Origin of the sequence: Desulfovibrio sp. ZJ369 (assembly GCF_011039085.1) — a bacterium.
Taxonomy (GTDB): domain Bacteria; phylum Desulfobacterota; class Desulfovibrionia; order Desulfovibrionales; family Desulfovibrionaceae; genus Desulfovibrio.
In genome coordinates this window covers 45,544-61,663 of sequence record NZ_JAAKEI010000010.1, presented here as the reverse complement: position 1 = coordinate 61,663, position 16,120 = coordinate 45,544, and the positions used below count along the sequence as shown (strand labels likewise).

The following is a 16,120-nucleotide window of genomic DNA, read 5'->3' as shown; positions in this document are numbered from 1 at the left end:
AAAGCCCGTTGCGCAGCGCGTGCGCGGAAAGCGTCGGACAGGCCTGGTCTGATCTTTGCATTTTGCCGTGAAAAAGGTCCCTGTGCCCTGCAACGGTAAAATCTGCCGGGGGAAATATGAGCGTATCAGGCATAAGCAATTATAATAATATGATCTTTCAGTGGCAGAACCAGCAGCTGAAAAATACTTCCGCCGGTTCTGCCAAAAGCTCTTCGGCAAGCGGCCTGAGCAGTCTGTTCGGCAAGAATGCCTCCATGAGCAGCCAGCTTTCCAGCATGGTGGAGCTGACCAGGTACGCCATGGACGCCATGGGGCTTTCCAGCGACAGCCGGGTGACGTTCAGCCAGATCAGCAAGTACAGGGAACAGCTCAAAAACGAATTCACACAAGGCGTGAAAGACGGGCTTGCCCGGACAGGCGTCAAGGATCCGGGCGCCCTGACCTTCACTCTCAACAAAGATGGCTCGATCACGGCCAACAGCGACAACGCCTCGGATAAAAAAACCGTGCAGGCCTGGCTGGACGCCAACCCTTCCCTGGGCAAGGATCTTCGTAAAAATCTTGCAGACGCAGGCATCGACGCCAACGCCAGGATTGAAATGCGCATCGGCGCATCCGGCAAATTGAGCGTGGTCAATGCGACCAATGACACTATGCAAAAAGTTTTGGATGGCGACGCGGAGCTGAGCGAGGATGTGCGCAAGGCCCTGAACACTATGGGCGTGGATCTGAGCGCGGGCATTGCTTTTGCGTTCGATGCCGGGGGCAATCTCGTGGTCAGCGGCGAGCATGAAAAGGCGGAGGCGATCAATCAATGGCTGTCGGAAAATCCCGATCTGGCCGACGCGGTCAAAGAGCAGCTGGAAAAGCGGGATGTGGATGCCTCGGCTGTCAGCCTGAAGCTGGGGGCCGAAGGCACGGTGCGGATTACGGTCAACAACTCGGATCTCAAGGACATCCAGAACGTGCTGGACAAGGAAAACGACCTGGGCAAAAAAATCCAAACCGGCATGGATAGCCTGGGCATTGACCCGAACACCGATTTTTCTCTTCAAATAAATCCTGACGGCAGCGTGTCAATCATCAGCGACAGCGCGGATCGCGACAAGATCCAGCAATTCTTTGATGAAAATCCCGCTCTGGTCAAAAAATTCCTGCAGATCGATGTCCTGTCCGGCATCGAGGATGCCCGCAAGGCCATGCAGATTGCTCCCAACGAGATGCGCAAACGCATCCAGATCGAATCCATGGCCGCGTGGTGGGCCGGCTCCAACGATGCCAGTTCCTATTTCGGCATGTATTCTAACGGCAACCTGTCCATGCTGTCCGGACTGAATCTGAATGTGTAGCGCAAGTTCACTTTGAAAATACTGACGGCGCCGGGCGCAGGAGAGACTACGAACTTGTGATGTACATATATTTACCCCTGTCAAAAAAAATTTTGCTTACCTGATTTCTTCTTCTCAAGCAAGAAATCGCTTGCCGTGATGTTATGACTTTCAGAGTGACAAACGATAAAAAAAAGTGTTATCCTTGCATGGCAAGGAGACAATATGGAGCCAACATGTATAAAGTGTGGATCAAGCGCATGTGTCAAAGATGGTTTTCTTCATGGCAAACAACGCTATAAATGTAAGGAATGTTGTTATCAGTTCACAAAAATGACCCCAAGGGGAAGACCGGAACGAGATAAGATATTAGCATTATTGTTTTATCTGTCTGGTATTTCTATGCGCATGACTGGTAAAATTATTGGTGTGAGCACTCAAACAATACTGCGATGGGTTAAAGATGATTATTATAAGTACGCAAAAGAACATGAAGAATTCTTTCAAAAAGCTCAATTTGAAGAAATTGAAATTGATGAAATGCACCATTTTATTGCTAAAAAACACAAGCAATTTGGATATGGAAAGTTATTGACCATACAAGCAGAGCTTTCATCGGGTGGATATGTGGTGATCGCAGTGCCAAAACCCTCCTGAAACTCAGTAAAAAATCAGTATTCTGAAAGAAAAACGTATTGTTACGAATAGATATGTATGCTCTGCCGAAGTGATAGGTTTCCGATCGCTGCGCCAGGGAAAAGCCAATACCTGCCAGATGGAGCAGAATACTTTTTTGCAAAGGCATTGGCTGGCGCAATTCCATCGTCGTACTTGTGTTGTCAGTCGCTCTCAGGAAATGGTGAACATGAGTTTGGCTTTGTTTGCCAGGGTCAGGGTCACTGGAAGTATTGATGAGCTTTTATCACTCCTAAAGTGAATACCTCAAAACGAGAGACATTCCCGCCTTCAATGAAAATAATATTGCAACCATCTGAAATTCAAAACGAATTTTTTAGGAAATCATCGAAAAGGTGAATGTCTCCAAAACGACATGATATTTACAATTCCATTTCGTATGGGCTAAACTCTTTGTGTCACTCATTGTGACCTCCTTTTGATTTGTCGTCGGAATGCAGTTGCCAGACCGCGTCTCCAGTATGACAAATCAAAAGGAGTTTTTATAACATATGTATAGCTGTAAGCTTTTTTGAGCCTCCCGCCTGGCGGGAGGTTTTCTTCATACAAAAACCCGGCAGGCCCGGCGCGGGAGGGCCCCGCGCCGGGTGCCCCTCCCCGCCGCTGCGGGGAAGGGCGGCTTACGCAAGCCCCGCCCGCTTGCGCAAGTCGACGTAAAGGGCGTCCGGGATGTCGACGCCCGCCTGCCTGTTCCGCTCGCGAAGGGCGAAACGCCGTTCTCCGGGAAGGCGCACGCCCTCCTGCGCGAGCATCTGGCCGCACAAGGCCTCAAGGCGCGGCGCAAAGCCGGGATTGAGGGGCGCGGGATCAATAAGGATGAAGGACTGGCCGATGCCGGGCGCGGGGCCTTCGGCCTCGAAGAAGGACGACGCCTCAAAGGCGTAGTTGGCCCCGGGGAGCGCGGCGGCGAGGATTTCCACCATGAGGGCCAGCGCCGAGCCCTTGGCGTCGCCCACGGGGATCATGGTCCCGCCGAGCGCCACCGCCGGATCGGTGGCCGGGCGGCCCTGCGCGTCCAGCGCCCAGCCCTCGGGGATGGACTCGCCGCGCTGCTTGGCGGCCATGATCTTGCCCCGGGCCACCTTGCTCAGGGACAGGTCGATCACCAGCGGATGCCGCCCCTCGCGCGGGCAGCCGAAGGCCAGCGGATTGGTGCCGAAGGAAGCCCGCGAGCCACCCCACGGGGCCATTGCCGCCGGGGTATTGGAGAAGATGAGCGAAACGAGCCCTTCCCCGGCCAGCCGTTCGGCATAGAGGCCGACCACGCCGCAGTGGTGCGAGCGGGTCACGCCGAGCACGGCCACGCCATAGCGTTTGGCCAGCGGCACGGCGCGCGCAAACCCGGCGTCGATGGCCGGGAACGCAAAGCCGTTCCTGGCGTCCACCAGAACGGACGCGGGCGCGGGCGTGGAAACCTCCGGGACGGCGGCGGCATTGACCTTGCCGGAGAGGGCCTGATCCGTATAGAAGGGGATGCGGGAAAAACCGTGCGAGGGCAGGCCGTCGAGTTCGGCCAGCACCAGCGCGTCGACCACGCTTGAAGCCGCCGCCTCGGGCACGCCCGCCGCCACAAAGACCGCCATGCCCAGATCGCGCAATTGTCCGGCGTCGAGGATCATGCGTCACCCCGCAGGGCTTCGGCCACCTTGCGGGCCACCAGGGAACTCACGCGGACGTTGGATTCCTGCGTGACACCCGCGATGTGCGGGGTGAGGATGCAGTTCGGGGCCTGCGCCAGCGGCGACCCGGCCTTGAGCGGCTCCTTCTCGAAGACGTCCACAAGCGCCCCGGCCAGCCTGCCGGACGCCAGCGCATCGGCAAGGGCGGCCTCGTCGGCCACGCCGCCGCGCGCGGCGTTGACGAAGACCGCGCCGGGCTTCATCATGTCCAGCCGCGCGGCATTGACGAGGTGGCGGGTATCGGGCGTGAGCGGTACATGCAGGCTCACGGCGTCGGCCTCGGCGAACAAATCCTCAAGCGCGGCGGGGCGCACGCCGCAGCGTTCCCATTCCGGCGCGTCGGCGGGCAGGAAGGGATCATGGGCGATGACCCGCATCCCGCAGGCGATGGCGCGCACGGCCACTTCCCGGGCGATGCCCCCGAAACCCACGAGGCCGAGGGTTTTCCCGGCGATTTCGCGGCCTGCCAGACGTTCACGGGGCCATTCCCCGGCGGCGACGGAGGCGCTTGCGCCGTACGAGCCGCGCAGGAGCATGAGCAGCCCGGCGAGCACATATTCGGCCACGGCCACGTTGTTGGCCCCGGTAGCCGGGATGACGGCGATGCCGCGCTCGCGGCAGGCCGCGCAGTCGATGTTGTCGAGGCCCACGCCAAGACGCCCGACCACGCGCAAATTCGCGCCGTCCAAAAGCGCGCCGCGCACCTGCGTGCGGTTGCGCACGATAAGCGCCCGGCACCCGGCGGCGGCCTCGGCCAACGCCTCGGGGCGGTCCACGAGCGTTTTGTCGTAGAGGACATCAAACGAAGCGGCCAGCTCGGAGACGGCGGCCCCGTCCATGAATTCGGAAATGACGATTTCTGCCATAACGTGTTCCCCTCATGCGCGCCCCACGAAGAAACGGGGATGCCGAAGAGTTTGATCTTCTATATTATACAAGATAAGAACATGCCAAAGAGTCCCCGGAGGAACCATGACCCCATCACCGAAACTGACGTTCGCCCCCCTCTATGAGCAAGTGAAGAAAGCCATCCTCGACCGCATCATTGCCGGAGAATGGGGGCCGGGAAGCTTCCTTCCCAGTGAAATCGCGCTGGCCAAGGAATACGGGGTCAGCCAAGGCACGCTGCGCAAGGCCCTCAACGCGCTCACCCGCGAAAAGCGGCTGGTGCGCTATCAGGGCAAGGGCACCGCAGTGGCCGTCCTTGACGAGGACAGCGACCTCTTTCCCTTCTTCCTGTTCAGCGACAAGCACGGCAAGCGCGTCTATCCGCTGTCGCAAATCTACGGCCTGCGCCTCGGCCAGCCTTCCGAGGCCGAACGCGCCGCCCTCAACCTCGCGCCGGGGGTGAAGGTCATCCACATCGACCGCGTGCGCATGCTCGACGACTGCCCGGTCATCAACGAGCGGGTCACGCTCTCGACCGCGCGCTTCCCGGACTTCAGCTTCGAGTCCGACAAGGTGCCCAACACCCTGTATGAGCATTACCAGCTTCATTTCGGCGTCACCGTGGCCCGCGCCACCGAGCAGATCGAAGTTACGCTGCCCGATCCCGCGGACATCAAGCGACTGAATGTGGAGCGCAGCCACCCGCTGCTGCTGGTGACCCGGACCTCCTTCGACCTTCAGGAACAGCCCGTCGAATTCCGCATCAGCCACATCAACACGTCACATCACGTCTACCGCGCCGAACTGCGCTGACGCCGCCCGTGCCCCAGCCGGGGCGGGGCCTGCCGTGGGGAAGGCTTCCCCGGCCCTGCCGGGGGGCGCGCCCTCCCGCTCCCTTGCGCCGAAGCCCCGCCTTGCGGCCTTGCGGCGCACGCCGCTTCCTTTTCCGCCAGGCCGCGCGGCAGGACCGCGCCGGGGCAGACGCCATGCCTCCCATCCGCAAAGACAGGATTTTTTTCAAGCCCAGCGCGAAGCCGGAAAAAAAGGCGGGAGGTCGCCCCCCCGCCTCCTTTTTCAATCCGCACGCAGGCGCAGCTTAGAGCAGATTATCTTTGACTTTTTATGAAAGTCAAAGGTGGCATTCAGGCGAAAAACGCGGTTTTCTCCTGAATGTGCGCCGCGTTGCGGCGGCTGCCGCTTTCGCGTCAGCAGAGCATTTTCAAAGAGAAAATGCTCTAGGCGCTTTCGTACAGACGGGTCATAACGAACTGGTTCTGCTTCAGAGCTTCGGCGGCGGTCAGACGACCCGCGATGGTCTGGAACATCATGTCGAGCAGCTTGTCGCCGGCCTGATCAAGATTCATTTCGCGTCGCAGGATGCCGGACACGTCCACGTCCATGTGTTCGGACATGGTGCGGATGGTGCGCGGGTTGGCGGACAGCTTGATGACGGGCACGATCGGGTTGCCGATGATGTTGCCCTGCCCGGTGGGGAAGAAGTGCACCACATAACCGGCGGCGGCCACGAGGGTGATCATTTCAGCCGCGGCCGAGGAGGAATCCATGAACCACAAGCCCGGGCCGGTAGGCGTCACGGCCTTGTCCAGAGTGCCGACGACAGGCGCCTTGGTGCCGATCTTCTGAATGTTGCCGAGGGCCTTTTCTTCGATGGTGGTCAGGCCGCCTTCGATGTTGCCCTTGGTCGGCTGGGAGTCGGAAAGGTCCGAGGTCTTGTGATCGTCAATAACCTTGGCGTAGCGGTCAAAATACGCGGTGAATTCGCTGCGGACCTGATCATTGATGCAACGGGCCTTCACCAGATGCTCGCCGCCGGTGAGTTCCGTGGTTTCACCGAACACCAGAGTGCAGCCTTCCTCGTACAGCTTGTCGAACGCGTTGCCCACGGTCGGGCAGGAGGCCAAACCGGAGGTGGTGTCGGACTCGCCGCATTTGCAGGAAACCCACAGGTCGGAGATGGGGCATTCCACTTTCTGGAGGGCGGAAGCGTACTGCACAAATTCCTTCGCCTTGCGGGAAGCGCGGGCAATGGTGTCGATCTGGCCGTGCTGCTCGATGCCGAAGCCGACGACGGGCTTGCCGGTCTTGGCAATGCCGTCCACCACGTCCTGAGTCCACTTTTCCTCAATGCCGATGACGATGACGGCGGCGACGTTCGGGTTGCTGCCCGCGCCGATCAGGGTGCGGAAATGCAGGTCAAGGTCGGCCCCGAACTGGAGACGGCCATAGGGATGCTGAATGGCAATGGCGCCGCCGATGTTGTTGGCAACGGCGTTGCAGGCGGGCTGGGAAAGGTCGTCGAGGGGCAGAATCAGCACATGATTACGAATGCCCACGCGACCATTATCGCGGCGATAACCAAAGAATGTCTTTTGCATGTGACCTACCACCTTTTGGTCTTGACGTTGTGGACATGGAGATGTTCGCCCTGACGGATGGGTTTGACTACCTTCCCGATATCGGTGCCGTACTTGAAGACGGTATCGCCGACATTCAAATCCTTGAGAGCGATCTTGTGACCTATGGGAATATCATCAAGGACCTTGAACGTAAGGGTCTTGTCTTCCTTCATAACCCAGCCGGTCAGTTCCTGACCCGCCTGCACGCCTTCGACGGTGACGACGCCGACGCTGTCGCCGTCTTGATGAACCAGAAATTGCACTGACATGGTTGCCTCCTTGAAGTTCGTTTCCATAAGTTATGTATTATGTCTTATATAAGACTGTCAACTAAAAAAATGACCAAATGAGGCCGGGCCTGTGGAAAGCGGTTGAGGGTCAGATGAACAGGCCCGTGGGCGCTGGGACGTTGAGAAGCTGCGTGAAGCAGCCCCAGACCAGCAGGCCGAAGCCCACCCCGAACACGAGGGCCGTGCGGGCAAGGTGACCCCATCCCCGGCTGCGGTCCCCGAGGAGAAGGGTCGAACAGACGATGAAGATCATCGTCCCCGTCAAAAAGCCGAGCATGGGCATGGCCACCGCATAGGCGAGGGAGGCCATGCAGATGAGGGCGACCTTGTTCCACGCCACGGGCTCGGCGTCCCCGGCGGGGGCGGCCCCGCGCCGACGCCACAGGCCCTTGGCCATGAAATACGCGCCTCCGGTCCCGATGAGCGTGGTCAGCACTTCCGGGAAGACCCGGCTCACGCCCTCAAGCTCCTCGTACTGCACGAAGAAGGCGGCGGCGATGGCGATGAAGCCGATCCCGGCAAAGAAGTCCGCCGTCCACGCGGGACGGGGACCTTCGGGAAGCAGCGCGGCGTTCTTGCGGTTGCGCAGCTTCAGGAGGAAAGGCGTGGCCAGCGAGAGGATCAGTGCCGCGATGAGCACCTTGTTGATCGAGCCAGCAAACATGGCCGCCGCGAGCCCCCCGTCGAGCGAGCGGGACAGGTCCACGCTCTTGCCGAGGTTCTCTTCAATCATGGGGCCGAGGATGACGCCAAGCGCCATCGCCCCGGTATCCATGCCCACCTTTCCCCCGAAGAAGCCGATGAGCCCGAAGGCGAAGACCACCCAGATCTCCACGAGGCTGTTGCTGATGGCGTAGGCTCCGATATAGGCCAGCACCACGATGCCGATGGCCACAAGCGTCAGCCGGATGCTCAAAAGCCGCGCCATGCACTGGCAGAGCACGAAGCCCACCGGGATCATGAGCAAATTCACGGCGAACTGCGAGACGATGAAGGTATAGGCCAGTTCGCCCGAGGCCGTGAATATCTTGAAACCCGGCTGGATGCCGTGGGCCATGAGCGAGCCGAGGATGACCGCCGCCACCGCGCTGCCGGGGATGCCGAGGGTGAGCATGGGGATGAGCGAGCCGCCGATGACCGCGTTGTTCGCGCTTTCGGAAGCGGCCACGCCCTCAATGCTGCCCTTGCCGTAGCGGGAGGGATCCTTGTCCCAGCGCTTGGACTCGTTGTAGGCGATGATCGAGGCGATCTCGCCGCCCGCGCCGGGGAGCATCCCGATCCACGTCCCGAGGATCGAGGAGCGCACGAGGATGGTCTTGCAGTGCTTGGCGAGGTAGGAAAAGACCTTGCGGAACGCGCCCTTGTGCGGGTGGTATTCCGCGATGAAGGTCTTGTCCGTGCCGATGAGGTAGAGCACCTGCGAGAAGGAGAAGAGGCCGATCATGCAGGGGATGACGGAGACGCCCTGCAAGAGGTCGTAGATGCCAAAGGTGAAACGGGGCACGCCCGTGTTGGGGTCGAGCCCGATGGTGGACACGAGGATGCCCGCCGCGCCGGAGAGGATGCCCTTGCCCATGTTGTCCGGGGTCATCACCGCGATGGTGGAGAGCCCGAAAAGGCAAAGCCAGAAGCTCTCGGGCCCGCCGAAGCGCATGGCGAAACGGGCGAGCGAGGCGGCGAGGCAGAGCAGGAAGAGCGTGCCCACGACGCCGCCGAAGGCCGAGGACAGAAGCGAGGAATAGAGCCCGATGTCCGCCCGCCCCTTCTGGCACAGGGGCCAGCCGTCGAAGGTGGTGGCCACGGAGGAGGGCGTGCCGGGCGTGCAGATGAGGATGGCGGAGTTGGCCCCGCCGTAAATGGCCCCGGCGTAGATCGCGCCGAGCATGATCAGCCCGCTGGTGGGGTTCATGGCGAAGGTGGCCGGGACCATGAGGGCGACGCCCATTGTGGCCGAAAGGCCGGGGAGCGCGCCGATGACGATGCCCCCGGTCAGCCCGGCGAGCATCAGGATGATGTTCAGGGGTTCGAGAAGATGGAGAAAGGCAGGCAAGAGGAATTCTGTCATGCGAAACCTCCTTCTCGGGATTGGGGGCCCGCGCCCCGCCGCGAAGGGGGCGCGGGCCAGGGGCTATTTCTTCAGCAGCCCGGCTTCGGAAAGGGCCTTGCGGGCGTGCTCCGTCTGGCTTTCGATGTAGGCGGCGAAGGCTTCGCCGTCCATGTATTCGTGGGGCTGTCCGGCCTTCTTCATGTCCGCGACGTAGTCGGGGTCGTCGCAAATCTGCTTGAAGATGGCGCGCAGGGTTTCAAGCTGCTCGGGCTTGATGTCCTTGGGGGCTGCGAAGCAACGGCGGATGTCGGAGACCATGTCGATGCCCGCCTCGCGCAGGGTCGGCACGTCGGGCAGGAACTCGTTGCGCTTTTCGGCGGCCACGTTGAGCACGCGGAATTCGTCGATGGAGCGCATCACGTCGTTGATGTTGCCGAAAATCAAGTCAATCTCGCCGCCGAGCAGGGCCGCGTTCTGGTCGGCCGCGCCCTTGTAGAAGACGTGGGTGAGCCTGGAGCCGGGGAACTGCTTCTGCCAGTTGAGGAACATCAGATGATGCCCGGACAGCGGCCCGACGAGGCCGACGCGGAGCTTGCCGGGGTTCTTCCGGGCGTAATCGACGATTTCCTGCGTGGTCTTGAAGGGGCTGTCCTTGCGCACGGCCACGCACTGGGGATCGTTGACCACCTGACAGATGTACTTGAAGCTGTCGGCGGTATACTGGGCGTTCTGGGCCAGAGACTGCACGATGAGGTGCGGGACGTTCAGGCCGCCGATGGTGTAGCCGTCGGGCCGGGCCTTGGCGATTTCGGTAAAGCCGATGATCCCGCCCGCGCCCGGCTTGTAGACGAAGACCCACGGCTCCGGGGCGTATTTGTTCCAGTATTTTTGCATGATCCGGGCCTGTACGTCGCTCGAACCGCCGGCGGTGAAAGCGATGACCATATTGATCGGCTTTTCGGGGTAGGCAGCCGCGGCGGGGGCCGCCAGCGCGACGGCGAGGCAGAAGCCAGCAAAAAGGCGTGACACCAGTTTCATGGAGGCTCTCCTTGGATGAGATGGATGATACGGCTCATCTGACGCAACAGGACGACGCGCCCTCCCTGTCCGGCGCGGCGTCCCTCTCATTGTGAGATATATGTAATATGTCTTATATAAGACTGTCAAGTGAAAAAGAAAACGGCTTTTTTGCCTCAGAATATAACTTAGGGGTATTATTAACTTTTTTAGATCAAAAAAAGCCGCCCTCCCCCTCCGGGGGCTGTGGCGGGGCACATTTTCCCGTTTGAGAGCACAAACCGCGCCTTTCTGGGACATATCCTGTGAAAGTTCCTTTTTCACGCGATGCCCGCACGAAAGATGCCGCCCCAACGTGCGTAATTACCCGTCTTTTTTAGGGAAAACTCAGGGACGCCTTTCACGCCCGGGGAGGGAGCACGCATATAAGAGACTGAAATATCTTGTTTTTAGAGCAGATTACCTTTGATTTTTTATGAAAGTCAAAGGTAATCTGCTCTAAAAAGACGGCTGCTGCCCGACAACGGAACGTCCCGCGCCGCAGGGCGTCGGCAGGCCCGCGCACCCTACGGCGGACGCCGCCGCGGCCCCGCCTCAAACAAAGAAGGCCGCGGAAAATTCCGCGGCCGTAAGGCTGTCTGCCGGTAACTGCTTACCAGCGCCGGGGAGCCGGGCGCTTTTCGGCTTCGTTCACACGCAGGGTGCGGCCTTCAAAGTCGGTACCGTTAAGAGCGGCAATGGCATTGCGGGCGTCGTTGTCTTCCATTTCCACAAAACCGAAACCACGGGGGCGGCCGGTGACGCGATCCATGATCAGATTGACGGAAATGGGCGTGCCGTGTTGGGCAAAAAGGGCTTCAACGCTGGACTGACTGCTGGTAAAGGGCAAATTGCCCACATAAAGAGAAGTGGCCATGATAAGGCTCCAAATGTTGCGGGGAGGTACACTTTCGCTTGAAGCCTTGGCACACGCAAAGTCTCTGGCAAAAAAGAAATACGACACCCAATCAATGAACGAAAATGAAGATACAGGCCGCAAACGGCAAAGTCAAGTCATTTAATTTTTATTTTTTTGTTCTTTTGCCGCTACACTCCGGACAATGCTGCGCGGCGAAAAATATTTGAAGATGCCGTACAGGCTGAACACAAACAAGAAATCTTCCACAAGAAATGCAGATATGTTGAATTTGAAGAGCAATGAAATGCCGATCAGCAGCGAAGCACGAGCGTTAGAAATGGAATAGCGTAACTGTCCGCTTGAAATCCTGCCCAACTGCAACAAAAGATATGTGCCGAGCAGAAGCACCAGCCCGATATTGCCGATAACATCATGAACTGCGTAGTGCATGCGTTCCTCTTTGCAAAAGTCGCTCCCCTCTTGGGTAGCAGTTCAGAGTGCTCTGACAGCAGGCGTCGAATGTTTGTCAGGCGGCCGTGCCGGTCGCGGCGCGGCGCGGGCACATAAGGCGGTAGCCCAGCCAGACCGCGCCGATACAGAGCGCCAGACTCAGGAACGCATAGAGCGCGGCCAGGCCGCCCTGCCCGCCGCGCCAGAGATCAAAAACGTCCAGGGAAAAATGCGAAAATGTGGTGAAGCCTCCCAGAAAGCCGGTCCCCAGCAGATTGTACCCCAGGGCGAAGGGTTTGCCGCTGCGCTTCATGGCGCCCTGAAGCAGACCCATCAGCAAACCGCCGAGCACGTTGATGCAAAGGGTGCCGACGGGGAAATTGATCATGAAGGCATGCGTGATTGCGGCGTCCATCCTGAAACGGGCGAGCGCGCCCAACGCGCCGCCGATCATCACGGCCGCCGCATTTATGACATATCCCACAGCCGCCTCCTACTCAGCTGCCAGCCAGAAGCCCAGCGCAACAGCGCCCAAGCCCGGCACAGCGTTCAAAAAAATGTTCAGCACGCCCGTCCCGGGCTGTCCGTCGCGGAAGGCCGCGAAACTGTCCATGGAAAAGGTGGAAAAGGTGGTCAGCGCGCCCAACAGGCCCTCGCCGATGAAATCATGCCAGGGTCGCGGGGGAATGAGCGCGTGTTGCGTCAAGCCCGCCAGCAGTCCTATGCAGAACGAGCCGAGCACATTGACGATCAGCGTGCCGCAGGGGAAGGCTTTTCCGAACCAGGTTGTGGCCCGGACGGAAATCCGATAGCGGCCGAAAGCGCCAAGAGCTCCGCCTCCGGCCACCCATAATGCGCTTGCAAGTTCCGTGGTCATCACAGCATCCTTATACATCCAAAGGGGAAGGAGCGCCGATGCGCGGCCTCCTTCCCCGGAGTTTCGACTCTTTCCGGCTTACAGCCGGTAGGCGTCTTCGCCGTACAGCGATTCGTCCAGGCCGCGCTCTTCCTCTTCCCTGCTCACGCGGATGTTGCAGATCCGGCTGAGGAGCCAGAGAATGATCAGGGTCAGAACAAAGGCGTACACGGCCACGATCACCACGCCGCAGATCTGCACCCAGAACTGGCGCGCGCTCGCGCCTACCGCATTGATGTGCGGGCTGGCCAGCAGGCCCAGCAGCAGAGCGCCGGTCAGGCCGCCCATGCCGTGCGCCCGCCAGACTTCCAGGGCGTCGTCAAAGGCGAAGCGATCCTGCACGCGCTTGGCGTAATAGCAGATCAGCGAGCCCACCGCGCCGATGACAATGGCCGCCCAGGGCTCCACATAGCCGGCGCAGGGCGTGATGGTGGCCAGGCCGGCCACCGCGCCCACCAGCACGCCGGAAAAGGAAGGCTTGCGACGGGAAGACCAGTCCAGAATCAGCCAGACGAGCATGGCGATGGAACCGGCAATGGTGGTATTGACAAAGGCGTAGGAGGCCAGAGCGTCGGCCGCGTAAGCGCCGCCGGCGTTAAAGCCGAACCAGCCGAACCAGAGCAGGCCCGCGCCCACGGCCACCAGGGGCAGATTGCTGGGGATGGTTCTGGCGCCCGGAGCCATGCCCGCGCGCCGGCCCAGATAGAGCACCGAGGCAAGAGCTGAAAAACCGGCGCTGACGTGGATGACGATGCCGCCGGCGAAGTCGGCCACGCCCAGGCGGGCCAGAAAGCCGCCGCCCCAGATCCAATGGCAGACCGGAATATAGATGAGGATCATCCACAGGATCAGAAAGCCGAGGTAGCCCTTGAAATTCAGGCGGCCGGCAAAGGCGCCGGTGATCAGGGCCGGAGCGATGACCGCGAACATCATCTGGTAGGCGAAAAAGAGGATGAAGGGAACCGTGCGGGCGTAGTGCGCCCCTGGTGCGGCTCCCACGCCGTCCAGAGCGAAATGGAACCTGATGTCGCCGATGACGCCGCCCAGATCCGGCCCGAAAGCCAGACTGAAGCCGCCGAAGATCCAGATCAGGGCAACGACCCCCATGGAGATGAAATTCTGCATCATGATGGTCAACACGTTTTTGCTGGGCACAAGGCCGCCGTAAAACAGGGCCAGAGCCGGCGTCATCAGCAGAACCAGCGCGGTGCAGAGCATCACGAAAGCAGTGTCGCCGGTATTGAGAATATACATGGGTAAACTCCTTGCTGGCGCGCCCGGCCTGTGCCCGGCGCGCGCGTTTCTATTCAGACGGCCGGCCTGGCCGGCTCGCTCTGGTGGCTGGCCGGATGCAGATCAATATTGGGCAGAAGGAAAATCCAGGCCGCGATGACAAAGGGGAAGGTGAGCGTAGGAATGCCGTAGACATGCAGAAGCACGTTCAGCGCGCCCTGCGCCACCACCGTGAAAATGACGCCCAGGAAGGCGTACAGGATCACCCGCCAGCCGGGCTTGTAAAAGGTTGTACTCAGGCCGATGGCGGTCAGCACGGCGCTGAACTGGAACAGGCCGGCCACAATAGCCGTGGAGCCGCCGCCCAGCAGAAGAGCCGTGCCCACGGCCAGAAGGGAGCCGGCAAGGGCGAAGACCGCAGCCCAGATGGAACTCACTGCCAGGCCGATGAGAAAGATCACGCCGGTAACGACGTTGTTGATCAGAAACACCTGGGACACGCCGGTAAAGGCCGCTTTCACAAGCTGCCGCAAGTCCAGGGCAAAGAGATCGCTCAGGGGCGGCTGCACGGCGATGGACGGGCGCGGCAGGCCGTCGATGCGGATGTTGCCGAAATTATAGGCGGCCAGCATCAGAAACCAGGTGGTGATCACAAACGGCCCGGTCATGGCCGAAACCTTCCAGGTGCGCAGCACGCTGGAAATGGCCAGCATCAGTATTGTGGAAAAAACCGCGCCGGCCACGATGTAGGCCCAGAGCAGGGGCGTGGGCGCGAAAAAAGTGGGCAGGGCGCAGCCCACCAGGATGCCGTTGTAGCCGTGCAGCCCCATGTTGATATTGGCTCTGGGCGCTCTGAGCAGACAGGCGGTCAACGTGCCGACCGCAACCCCGACCAGCGCGCCCCAGGCCACGGCGGGCATGTGCGCCCGGTACGCGCCCCAGAAAATGCCGATCAGAAAAAGCAGGCCGGTGAGCGCGTTGTTCTGAAACATCACCTGACCTGCGCCGCGCAGGCAGATATCAATAAAATGCAGCGCGGGATTGCGGGCCGCAAGTCCGGCCCAGCCCCCTGCGGGGGCGCTTGTTGCGTCTGCCGTCATATATACCTCCAGGACACAGGGATTGGCATAGAGCGTTTTAAAAGCAATATGCTCTCATGCGAGAGCATTTCACGTTTGAAGTGCTCTCAAGGCCCGCGTTGCATCGGCGCGCTGCAACCGGGCGGGCCTTGCCCGCGGCGCGGTCAGCGCCACAAAAATTTTTCGGGCAGATCATGCCCGGTCACCGTGCCGCGGGCGATGCGCCAGAACTGGCGGATAGCCTCGCGCACCGCTTCCGAGCGCAAGCCCAGCACCTTGAAAATCAGGCCGCAGTCCTGGGGCAGCAGGTCGGCCCCGTACGCCAGCTCCGGACCCACAGCCGCGCCCGCGGCCTCGCGCACGCGCAGGGCCTTGTCCCGCTCCGTGAGCAGAATGACGTTGCCGAAAATCTCAAAGCCGTTCATGACGCCCGTGCGCGCCAGATCCGTGGCGCCGGGCCTGAGAATGAATTTTTCCGCGAACAGCGGCTGCCCGCTTTCCCGGCGCACGGCCTGCACCGAAGAGGAATAGAGCTCATAGCCGAAGAGCTCGTCCTGATGGTGGTGCTTGCGGCCGGGCAACAGCATTTCGGCGTAGAGCAGGCTGCCGCCCCCGGCAATGGAAATGTCCGTGCGGGAAAAAAAACGCGAGGTGCGGTGCGGGATCATGGGTTCGGGCATGTATTCCAGGTAGCCGCCCTTTTCCACCACCAGATTCTGCCACTGCGCGGCGTAATTGGCGTTCATCATGTGGATCTTGCCGGCGGACTGCGTGGTCACATGGGCCTGGGCGTTTTCGCCCACCTCAATCTCCAGGGCCGTGCGATCGCCCTGAAGAATGCAGCCCGTGGTGCTAATGATGAACACGCAGGGCATCCGGGGCATGGCTTCGTCCCAGTAGAGCGCGCGCTGGGCCAGCAGCGGCACGCGGCGATCCATGAAGGACAGTTCGCTGCGGCCGTTGCGGGCCGTGAACTCCAGGCGCAGATAGCCGTTCTTGCCCACCGCGCCGCTGGGCATCTGGGCCGGTTCGTTCTGAAAAGCGCGCAATTCCGGCGCCTGGCGTCCGAGCCGTTCAAGGTTTTCGCGCGCGCGCCGCACGCGCGAGATGTCCGCACATTGGGTCATGCGACCGTTCCCCTAGAGTATTTTTTGATTGAAAATATCCATTTTCAATAGCAAA

The 16,120-nt window shown here is 60.4% G+C and carries 16 protein-coding genes; 3 read left to right on the top strand and 13 right to left on the bottom strand.

What is annotated here, in order from left to right; all coding sequences use genetic code 11:
* Positions 1-116: 116 nt before the first annotated feature.
* The gene (locus G7Y51_RS05265) at positions 117-1,349 is read left to right on the top strand and encodes a hypothetical protein (protein WP_165175323.1); all 1,233 of its coding nucleotides are present in this window, start codon (positions 117-119) and stop codon (positions 1,347-1,349) included.
* 204 nt (positions 1,350-1,553) lie between these two features.
* Entirely contained in the window at positions 1,554-1,985 is a 432-nt protein-coding gene (locus G7Y51_RS05260) for a helix-turn-helix domain-containing protein (protein ID WP_165175322.1), read from the top strand.
* Between the two features lie 659 nt (positions 1,986-2,644).
* Here the strand turns inward: G7Y51_RS05260 and G7Y51_RS05255 are convergent.
* Positions 2,645-3,643 (bottom strand): Ldh family oxidoreductase, encoded by a 999-nt coding sequence (locus G7Y51_RS05255; protein WP_165175321.1) that lies wholly within the window; start codon positions 3,641-3,643, stop codon positions 2,645-2,647.
* Entirely contained in the window at positions 3,640-4,569 is a 930-nt protein-coding gene (locus G7Y51_RS05250) for a hydroxyacid dehydrogenase (RefSeq protein ID WP_165175320.1), read from the bottom strand. Before G7Y51_RS05250 ends, G7Y51_RS05255 begins: the two co-directional genes overlap by 4 nt.
* A 106-nt stretch (positions 4,570-4,675) precedes the next feature.
* On the opposite strand from G7Y51_RS05250, the gene G7Y51_RS05245 reads away from it, so the two are divergent.
* Positions 4,676-5,404, top strand: coding sequence for a GntR family transcriptional regulator (locus G7Y51_RS05245; RefSeq protein ID WP_165175319.1), 729 nt, complete (start codon positions 4,676-4,678; stop codon positions 5,402-5,404).
* A gap of 422 nt (positions 5,405-5,826) precedes the next feature.
* Here G7Y51_RS05245 and G7Y51_RS05240 read toward each other — a convergent pair whose 3' ends face one another.
* The 11 genes from G7Y51_RS05240 to G7Y51_RS05190 form a co-directional block, all read right to left on the bottom strand.
* Positions 5,827-6,987, bottom strand: coding sequence for a UxaA family hydrolase (locus G7Y51_RS05240; RefSeq protein ID WP_165175318.1), 1,161 nt, complete (start codon positions 6,985-6,987; stop codon positions 5,827-5,829).
* A gap of 5 nt (positions 6,988-6,992) precedes the next feature.
* Positions 6,993-7,277 carry a UxaA family hydrolase gene (locus G7Y51_RS05235; protein ID WP_165175317.1) on the bottom strand — a complete coding sequence of 95 codons (285 nt, stop codon included), beginning with the start codon at positions 7,275-7,277 and terminating at the stop codon, positions 6,993-6,995.
* Between the two features lie 109 nt (positions 7,278-7,386).
* Positions 7,387-9,363 (bottom strand): tripartite tricarboxylate transporter permease, encoded by a 1,977-nt coding sequence (locus G7Y51_RS05230; RefSeq protein ID WP_165175316.1) that lies wholly within the window; start codon positions 9,361-9,363, stop codon positions 7,387-7,389.
* A gap of 63 nt (positions 9,364-9,426) precedes the next feature.
* A complete protein-coding gene (locus G7Y51_RS05225) occupies positions 9,427-10,383 on the bottom strand; it encodes a tripartite tricarboxylate transporter substrate binding protein (RefSeq protein WP_165175315.1) in 957 nt (318 codons plus the stop codon).
* A gap of 631 nt (positions 10,384-11,014) precedes the next feature.
* Complete coding sequence (locus G7Y51_RS05220) at positions 11,015-11,278, bottom strand: RNA-binding protein (protein WP_165175314.1); 264 nt, start codon at positions 11,276-11,278, stop codon at positions 11,015-11,017.
* A 141-nt stretch (positions 11,279-11,419) separates the two neighbouring features.
* A complete protein-coding gene (locus tag G7Y51_RS05215) occupies positions 11,420-11,710 on the bottom strand; it encodes a hypothetical protein (protein WP_241160140.1) in 291 nt (96 codons plus the stop codon).
* Positions 11,711-11,786: 76 nt separating this feature from the next.
* Positions 11,787-12,194 carry a fluoride efflux transporter CrcB gene (crcB, locus tag G7Y51_RS05210; protein ID WP_206214254.1) on the bottom strand — a complete coding sequence of 136 codons (408 nt, stop codon included), beginning with the start codon at positions 12,192-12,194 and terminating at the stop codon, positions 11,787-11,789.
* A gap of 9 nt (positions 12,195-12,203) precedes the next feature.
* Positions 12,204-12,587, bottom strand: coding sequence for a fluoride efflux transporter CrcB (gene crcB / locus G7Y51_RS05205; protein ID WP_165175313.1), 384 nt, complete (start codon positions 12,585-12,587; stop codon positions 12,204-12,206).
* Positions 12,588-12,665: 78 nt separating this feature from the next.
* Entirely contained in the window at positions 12,666-13,880 is a 1,215-nt protein-coding gene (locus G7Y51_RS05200) for an ammonium transporter (protein WP_165175312.1), read from the bottom strand.
* Positions 13,881-13,933: 53 nt separating this feature from the next.
* Positions 13,934-14,959: an urea transporter gene (gene yut, locus G7Y51_RS05195; RefSeq protein ID WP_165175311.1), complete on the bottom strand. Its 1,026-nt coding sequence runs from the start codon at positions 14,957-14,959 to the stop codon at positions 13,934-13,936.
* A gap of 143 nt (positions 14,960-15,102) precedes the next feature.
* A complete protein-coding gene (locus G7Y51_RS05190) occupies positions 15,103-16,065 on the bottom strand; it encodes an urease accessory protein UreD (RefSeq protein WP_165175310.1) in 963 nt (320 codons plus the stop codon).
* Positions 16,066-16,120: the final 55 nt, after the last annotated feature.